4 protein-coding genes and 1 other RNA gene are annotated in these 7,403 nt (G+C 32.4%); all 5 read left to right on the forward strand.

Annotated features, from left to right (window positions below; translation table 11 throughout):
- The first annotated feature begins 117 nt into the window (after nucleotides 1–117).
- The 5 genes from rnpB (at nucleotide 118) to LPC11_RS06805 (ending at nucleotide 7,124) form a co-directional block, all read left to right on the forward strand.
- Nucleotides 118–497, forward strand: an RNA gene (rnpB, locus tag LPC11_RS06785) — RNase P RNA component class B.
- A gap of 178 nt (nucleotides 498–675) precedes the next feature.
- Nucleotides 676–1,821, forward strand: a complete 1,146-nt coding sequence (locus tag LPC11_RS06790; RefSeq protein ID WP_023372509.1) for a THUMP domain-containing class I SAM-dependent RNA methyltransferase — start codon at nucleotides 676–678, stop codon at nucleotides 1,819–1,821.
- Nucleotides 1,822–1,949: 128 nt separating this feature from the next.
- Nucleotides 1,950–2,588: an SDR family oxidoreductase gene (locus LPC11_RS06795; protein ID WP_023372507.1), complete on the forward strand. Its 639-nt coding sequence runs from the start codon at nucleotides 1,950–1,952 to the stop codon at nucleotides 2,586–2,588.
- A 192-nt stretch (nucleotides 2,589–2,780) separates the two neighbouring features.
- The gene (locus tag LPC11_RS06800; protein ID WP_023372505.1) at nucleotides 2,781–6,227 is read left to right on the forward strand and encodes a dynamin family protein; all 3,447 of its coding nucleotides are present in this window, start codon (nucleotides 2,781–2,783) and stop codon (nucleotides 6,225–6,227) included.
- 18 nt (nucleotides 6,228–6,245) lie between these two features.
- Nucleotides 6,246–7,124 carry a 5'-3' exonuclease gene (locus LPC11_RS06805; RefSeq protein WP_023372503.1) on the forward strand — a complete coding sequence of 293 codons (879 nt, stop codon included), beginning with the start codon at nucleotides 6,246–6,248 and terminating at the stop codon, nucleotides 7,122–7,124.
- The last annotated feature ends 279 nt before the right edge of the window (nucleotides 7,125–7,403 follow it).

Here is a 7,403-nt window from a genome sequence, read left to right on the forward strand (position 1 = left end):
ATCGTTCAACTTATTTATAAGTATAATGACACGTGTAGTTTTTATTAACAGCGGTGTTGACATCATACTTAAAAAGCTTTGTCTCAACCTTTTTTTATGTTATACTCTCAAAGGTGATATTTTGGGTGATCGCTATAGTGATATAGAGGAAAGTCCATGCTCACACAGTCTGAGATGACTGTAGTGTTCGTGCTTGATGAAACAATAAATCAAGGCATTAATTTGACGGCAATGAAATAACCTAAGTCTAAGGATACGGTTAGAATAGTTTGAAAGTGCCACAGTGACGTAGCTTTTATAGAAATATAAAAGGTGGAACGCGGTAAACCCCTCGAGTGAGCAATCCAAATTAGGTAGGAGCACTTGTTTAGCGGAATTCAACGTATAAACGAGACACATGCATATATTTGTTATGTGTAGACAGATGGTTACCACCAACGTACCAGTGTGACTAGTGCACGTGATGAGTACAATGGAACAGAACATGGCTTACAGAAATATCACCACTAGTTTAGCTCTCCCATACAACGGAGAGCTTTTTTAATGTCGATAAACACTATTTGTTTAAATAAATTATTAATCTGACGTAGAAATGAATCACACTATATGATTAAATTTTAAAACTAACTCTGTTAGAATAAACATAAAGAAATCAATCCAAAAGGAGAACAACGCATGTTTCAATTATTAGCAGTATGTCCAATGGGGCTTGAATCAATCGTAGCCAAAGAAATTCAAGAACTAGGTTACGAAACACAAGTAGAAAATGGGCGTATCTTTTTTGAAGGTGACGAAAACGCCATCGTCAAATGTAACTTATGGTTACGTACCGCAGACCGTGTCAAGATTGTCATGGGACAATTTAAAGCAACAACGTTCGATGAATTATTTGAAAAAACAAAAGCATTACCATGGGAATCAATTATCGACCAACAAGGGAACTTTCCAGTCCAGGGTCGCAGTGTTAAATCTACTTTATATAGTGTGCCAGATTGCCAAGCCATAACTAAAAAAGCAATCGTAGAGCGTCTTAAACATGCATATAATGAAAAAGGATGGCTCAACGAATCAGGGGCAAAATATCCAGTAGAAGTATCAATTTTAAAAGACAAGGTTTTACTTACTATTGATACATCTGGTTCAGGATTAAATCGACGTGGCTATCGTTTAGCACAAGGGGAAGCGCCTATCAAAGAAACATTAGCTGCTAGTTTGATTAAATTAGCCAATTGGACAGGCGATACACCACTTATCGATCCTTTCTGTGGTTCAGGTACGATTGCGATTGAAGCATGTCTTATCGCACAAAATATCGCACCAGGATTCAATAGAGATTTTGTATCTGAAGAATGGAATATCATGCCACCCAATATATATGATGATATGCGAGACGAAGCTGATAAACACGCGAATTATGATAGAGAAATTCAAGTATATGCCTCAGATATCGACCCAGAAATGGTTGAAATCGCTAAACGAAACGCAGAAGAAGTCGGATTAGCAGATATTATTCAATTTAGTGTAAAAGATGTCAATACTTTAACAATTGATACTGATGAACCAATAGCATTAATCGGTAATCCACCTTATGGTGAACGTATTGGTGATAGAGATGAAGTAGAAGAAATGTACCGATATATTGGTACATTAATGAAACAACACGATTATTTATCAACTTATATTCTAACGAGTAATAAGGAATACGAACATTTAGTTAACAAAAAAGCGACAAAACGTCGTAAATTGTTTAATGGTTATATCGAATGTACGTACTATCAATATTGGGGTAAAAAACCTCAAACTAAAAAGAATCATAATTAATAAAATCAAATCAATTCATTAGCACTCTCAATTCAACTGTAGTAAGGTTGGATTAAGAGTGTTTTAATTTAAATTACTTTTATAATTAATAAATATAATAATCATTATTATTGAGAGGAGTAATTAATATGAAGAATGTTTTAATTATTGGGGCAAACGGACGTGTGGCTATCGAGGCAACTAAAATTTTCTTAGAGAATTCAAACTTTAATGTGAACCTGTTCTTAAGAAATGCACATCGTATCCCTGATTACGCATCAAACAGAGTAACAGTTTTTGAAGGTGATGCTAAGAACCAACAAGATTTAGAACAAGCCTTAGACAATATAGATATTGTTTTTACTGGTACCTCTGGTTCATTAAACCGTCACGCTGAAACGATAGTTAAAGCTATGGACGCTAAAGGTATTAAAAGATTAATTTTAATTGCTGCACCAGGCATTTATGATGAGTTACCTGAAGCTTTCAATGAATGGAATAAACAACAATTTGGAGATAAGTTAGACTTATACCGTCAAGCAGCAGATACAATCGAGCAATCTGACCTAGACTATACAATTATTAGACCAGGTTGGTTAACAGATAAAAATGAAAATATATATGAAATTAGCACAAAAGAAGGGGCCTTCGAGGGTACAGAAGTATCAAGAAAAAGTGTCGCTAATTTAGCAGTACAAATTGCGAAGCACCCAGAATTACATTCAAAAGAGAATATCGGTGTATTCAAGCCAGGAACTGAAGCTACCAAACCCTCATGGTTTGAATAATCCTGTCTAAAATTCATAGGTTTTAAGCGATATATATGATAATATTTTAAGTAATATCATAATCTATGATAACTGACTTATTTAGAAGAGGTTATGACAACGTCACTTACATTAAAATTTTGTATAGAATTTTAAATCACATTGTCTTAATCTCTTCTTTTTTATTGACTGAACTAAAGGGGATTAATACGCATGACACATACAGAGCAATTAGACATTTTATATAAATTAAAAAAAGAAGTTGAAAAATCTAATAACACTGCTTTACTAAATACAATTAATCAGGTAATTAAAAAGGTATATAAAAACCAATTTACAATGTCATTTGTTGGGCACTTTTCAGCTGGTAAATCGACACTGATCAACTTGTTATTAGAGCAAGATATTTTACCAAGCTCTCCAGTTCCTACAACTAGTAATACAGCAATCGTATCAGTATCTGATACAGAAGATATCATCGCAAACTTACCAAACCAACAATATACAAAATTAAAAACATACGATGAAGTTAAACAAATGAATCGTCAAAATATAGATGTTGAATCTGTAGAGATTAACTTCCAATCCGATAAATTTGATAAAGGTTTTACCTTCCAGGATACACCTGGTGTCGATTCCAATGTCGCAACACACCAAACAACAACTGAACAATTCATGTATACGAGTAACGTTTTATTTTATACCGTTGACTATAATCACGTGCAATCTGCACTTAATTTTCAATTTATGAAAAGAATTAATGAAGTAGGCATTCCAGTTGTATTCATCATTAACCAAATCGATAAACATAATGATGATGAACTGTCATTTGATACATTCAAATCTAGAGTTGAAAAATCTATAAATGAATGGGACATCGATTTACAACATATTTATTATGTCTCAAAATTCGATCATCCTGAAAACCAAATTGATGAATTGTCAGAATACCTCTTATATTTAGATAAGAATAGAGAGCAAATGGAAGCGTATGTTGAACGTACGGTATCTTTTATTACAGATGCGCAACTTTCATACATTCAAAATGAAATGCAAAGTATACTTGAATACCTCAACATTGAAGAAGATGAGTTTGAACAAGCTTATTTAAATTTCCAACAAACACAAGCTGTCTCAGAAGAAGCACAACTTCTAAATGATAAAGACAAATTAAAAGCATATCTTAAACAAAAACGTAAAGATATATTAGAAAATGCCTATATTATGACACATGATATGCGCGAACAACTGCGTTCTTATCTAGAAAGTAAGGCAACTGACTTTAAAGTAGGTGGTCTCTTTAATAAGGCTAAAAAGAAAGAGGAAGCACAAACGGAGCGTTTAGATAAAGCGATCAGTATGCTTCAAGAAAAGATTAATACTCAAATACGTCAACCTATGCGTGAAGACATGTCATTCTTAACGCGCTTTATTAATCAAAAAAATATAAACGAACATATACTCAACCAATCCTATGATATTCCTAATGATTTAGTTTCATCATTGTATCAACCACAAACAACCATCAGTAATACTTATGTATTAACATTTTCAGATGAAGTTGTTAAAGCAATCAGTCAATTTGTTGAACGTCAATCGAATCCATTATTTGAAAAAGCTATTCAACACGTACAAGCTAATGAGATTGAAAGCGAAGACAATGAAACATCAGATGAATATCAACGTTACTTACAATTAAATAACTTAAAAGAATCTATCACAACACGCAATTATCAACATTACTATATACATTTGGAAGATTCTTTAGATAAATTAACTGGTCGCACTGAAGCCAATTTCACGATTAAAGAAGAAAACGATACAACACAACATCAGCATCGTGCTCATATTCAAGCCAATGATGACTCAGTGAGTCGTTCACAAGTAGACATTGAAAAAGCATTAAATATCATCGAAGATATTCCATTATTCGAACGTACACAAACTGACATTAAGCAAACACTAACGCGTTTAGATCAAAAAATTACAAAAATAGGGGTATTTGGTACATTTAGCGCTGGTAAGAGTAGTTTAATTAATGCTTTATTAGGTGATAATTACTTAGTTAGCTCGCCAAATCCGACAACAGCAGCTACTACAGAACTTACATACGGGGAAAGTAGTAGCATTACATTAAAATCATCTAAGCAATTACTCGATGAGATTAACCAATTGCTAGAGTTCTTTAATCAGTCATTCTCGTCTTTAGATGAATTTATCAATAGCGATATTTCTCAATTGAAATCAAAACTAGAAAAAAATCAACTTGCTTTTATTTCAGCAGTTGAAAAACATTATGATATGTATATCAATATGTTAGAAGAAGGTGAAGTACATCATATTTCACAAGAAGATGTCAAAAAATGGTCTGCCGAAGATGAATATGCTACCTTCGTAAAAACAGTACATTTACAAGTACCAGTTGAATGGCTTAAAGGTAAAATCGTTGTCGATTCACTTGGTTTACATTCTAATAACCAACGTCATACTAACGAAACTGAACAAATCCTTACTTCATCTGACTTAATTTTATATGTCAGTTATTTCAATCACTCTTTTACTGATAACGACAAAGCTTTCATTGAACATATGAAAGATATGAATCAGTTAAATGAGAATCAGGCATTCAAAATGATTATTAATGCTGTCGATTTAGCTGAAAGTGATGAAGATCTCAATGCAGTTAAAGATTATGTTGCCGACGCACTAAACCAAGTTCAATTACAATCTGAAGTGTTTGGTGTGTCTAGTCGAGAAGCATTAAAATCTAATGATGAAGGTATGAATCAATTAAAAGAAAGCATTCAACATTTTGTCGATGTAGAATCTAAAACGATTCTCGAACAACAAATGATTCATCAACTTCAACAAATTGATCAGTCATATCAAGACATGATTTCAGAATTTGAAACCAATAAAGATGACATCGCGAAACGTCAACGTAAATTAGAAACTTATAAAGATAAACAAAGACTTGAAAATCAATTGATTGCGACTACGACGCAACACACAAATAACGAAGTCGAAGAACAAGTCTATCATTTAAATCAAAGATTAAAGCTTCAGTTAATGGATGATATTAAGTCTGTTTATAACAGTCAAATGACACAAAATAGTGATTTCAATGCGGAAAAGAAAAATTCAACTAAAATATATTTAGATCAAATTCATCAAAGAATGTTCTTAGAGCAATCATTAATCACTGAAAGAATTAAGAAATATTTTAATCAGCAATTAGACGAACAAGTTGCACCTGTCTTACAACAGTTAAGTCAATTGCATATCATTGTACATCCACGCTTCAATTTACAACCTGATGTTGTTGATCAACCATTACTTCATATCGATTTAAACGATATGATGACTGAATTACCTAAACAATTAACGAAACGTAAAATTTTAAATGCGAATGCTCAAAAAGATATTCATGAAATGATTTGTCAAAGTACATTAGAACTACTTCAAACTAACTTTAGTCGCTTAAGACAACAACTTGAAACTTACGTTGAGCAAATGTCTGATGAAGCAGAACAACAATTCAATAGTATTGAAGACAATATTCAAAGTCAGATTAATGAATTATTATCATTTGAATTAGACGAATCATTAATTTCTCAACTTAAAGAGAAGCACCAACAACTTGAAGCAATTATATATTAAGAAAGAAGGACAATCGAAATGCCTAATAAAGTATTACTCGTTGATGGCATGGCATTATTATTTAGACATTTTTTCGCAACGAGTCTCCATAATCAATTCATGTACAATTCAAAAGGCGTGCCAACTAACGGTATTCAAGGTTTTGTACGACATATCTTTTCAGCTATCCATGAAATCCAACCCACACATGTAGCTGTTTGTTGGGACATGGGGCAATCTACCTTCAGAAATGACATGTTTGAAGGTTATAAACAAAATCGCTCAGCACCACCAGAGGAACTCATTCCACAATTTGATTATGTTAAAGAGATTTCTGAACAATTTGGTTTTGTGAATATCGGAGTTACGAATTATGAAGCCGATGATGTAATTGGTACATTAGCACAAACTTATTCCATTGATAATGACGTCTATATTATTACCGGAGATAGAGATTTGTTACAATGTATCAATGAAAATGTTGAAGTGTGGCTCATTAAGAAGGGCTTTAATATTTATAATAGATATACCTTAAATCGATTTAATGAAGAGTATGAACTAGCACCGCAACAACTGATCGATATCAAAGCGTTTATGGGTGACACTGCCGATGGTTATGCAGGTGTTAAAGGTATAGGTGAGAAAACTGCGATAAAATTAATTCAACAATATGGCAGTGTGGAAGAGGTCATAGAACAAATGGATGCCTTAACACCAGGTCAAAGAAAGAAAATTACCGACAACTTGAATGAATTGCACTTATCGAAGCGTTTAGCTGAGATCCATACAAATGTACCTATTAACAGTGAACAATTGTTCCAAGATATGGCCTTTGCAACAACATTGAACCATATCTTATCTATATGTAATGAACATGAACTATACGTTTCCGGTAAATATATATCAAGCCATTTATAAAATCAAGAAGATAACGACTGGTACGATTCTCTATTTAGAGATAATTGTACGAGTCGTTTTTATTTTATTCCACATTATTTTAGAATCATTATAATTTATCATATATTCAATTACAATTATATAAAATTTATGATATTATTAATTAGAACGCGAATGAATTGTTCAACATTATGTTGTGATGTATGAAGATTTGTCTGTTTTTTATCATTTATTTGATAAATCATAGCAATTATGACGAAACAACATATTTGTAATCATAACTATAATAAACAGACCTAC

The organism is Staphylococcus sp. HL28, from assembly GCF_021117155.1.
Lineage (GTDB): Bacteria > Bacillota > Bacilli > Staphylococcales > Staphylococcaceae > Staphylococcus > Staphylococcus warneri.

Coding starts and splice junctions, on each gene's coding strand:
- LPC11_RS06805 (WP_023372503.1), top strand. CDS start 6,246: ATGCCTAATAAAGTATTACTCGTTGATGGCATGGCATTATTATTTAGA.
- LPC11_RS06800 (WP_023372505.1), top strand. CDS start 2,781: ATGACACATACAGAGCAATTAGACATTTTATATAAATTAAAAAAAGAA.
- LPC11_RS06795 (WP_023372507.1), top strand. CDS start 1,950: ATGAAGAATGTTTTAATTATTGGGGCAAACGGACGTGTGGCTATCGAG.
- LPC11_RS06790 (WP_023372509.1), top strand. CDS start 676: ATGTTTCAATTATTAGCAGTATGTCCAATGGGGCTTGAATCAATCGTA.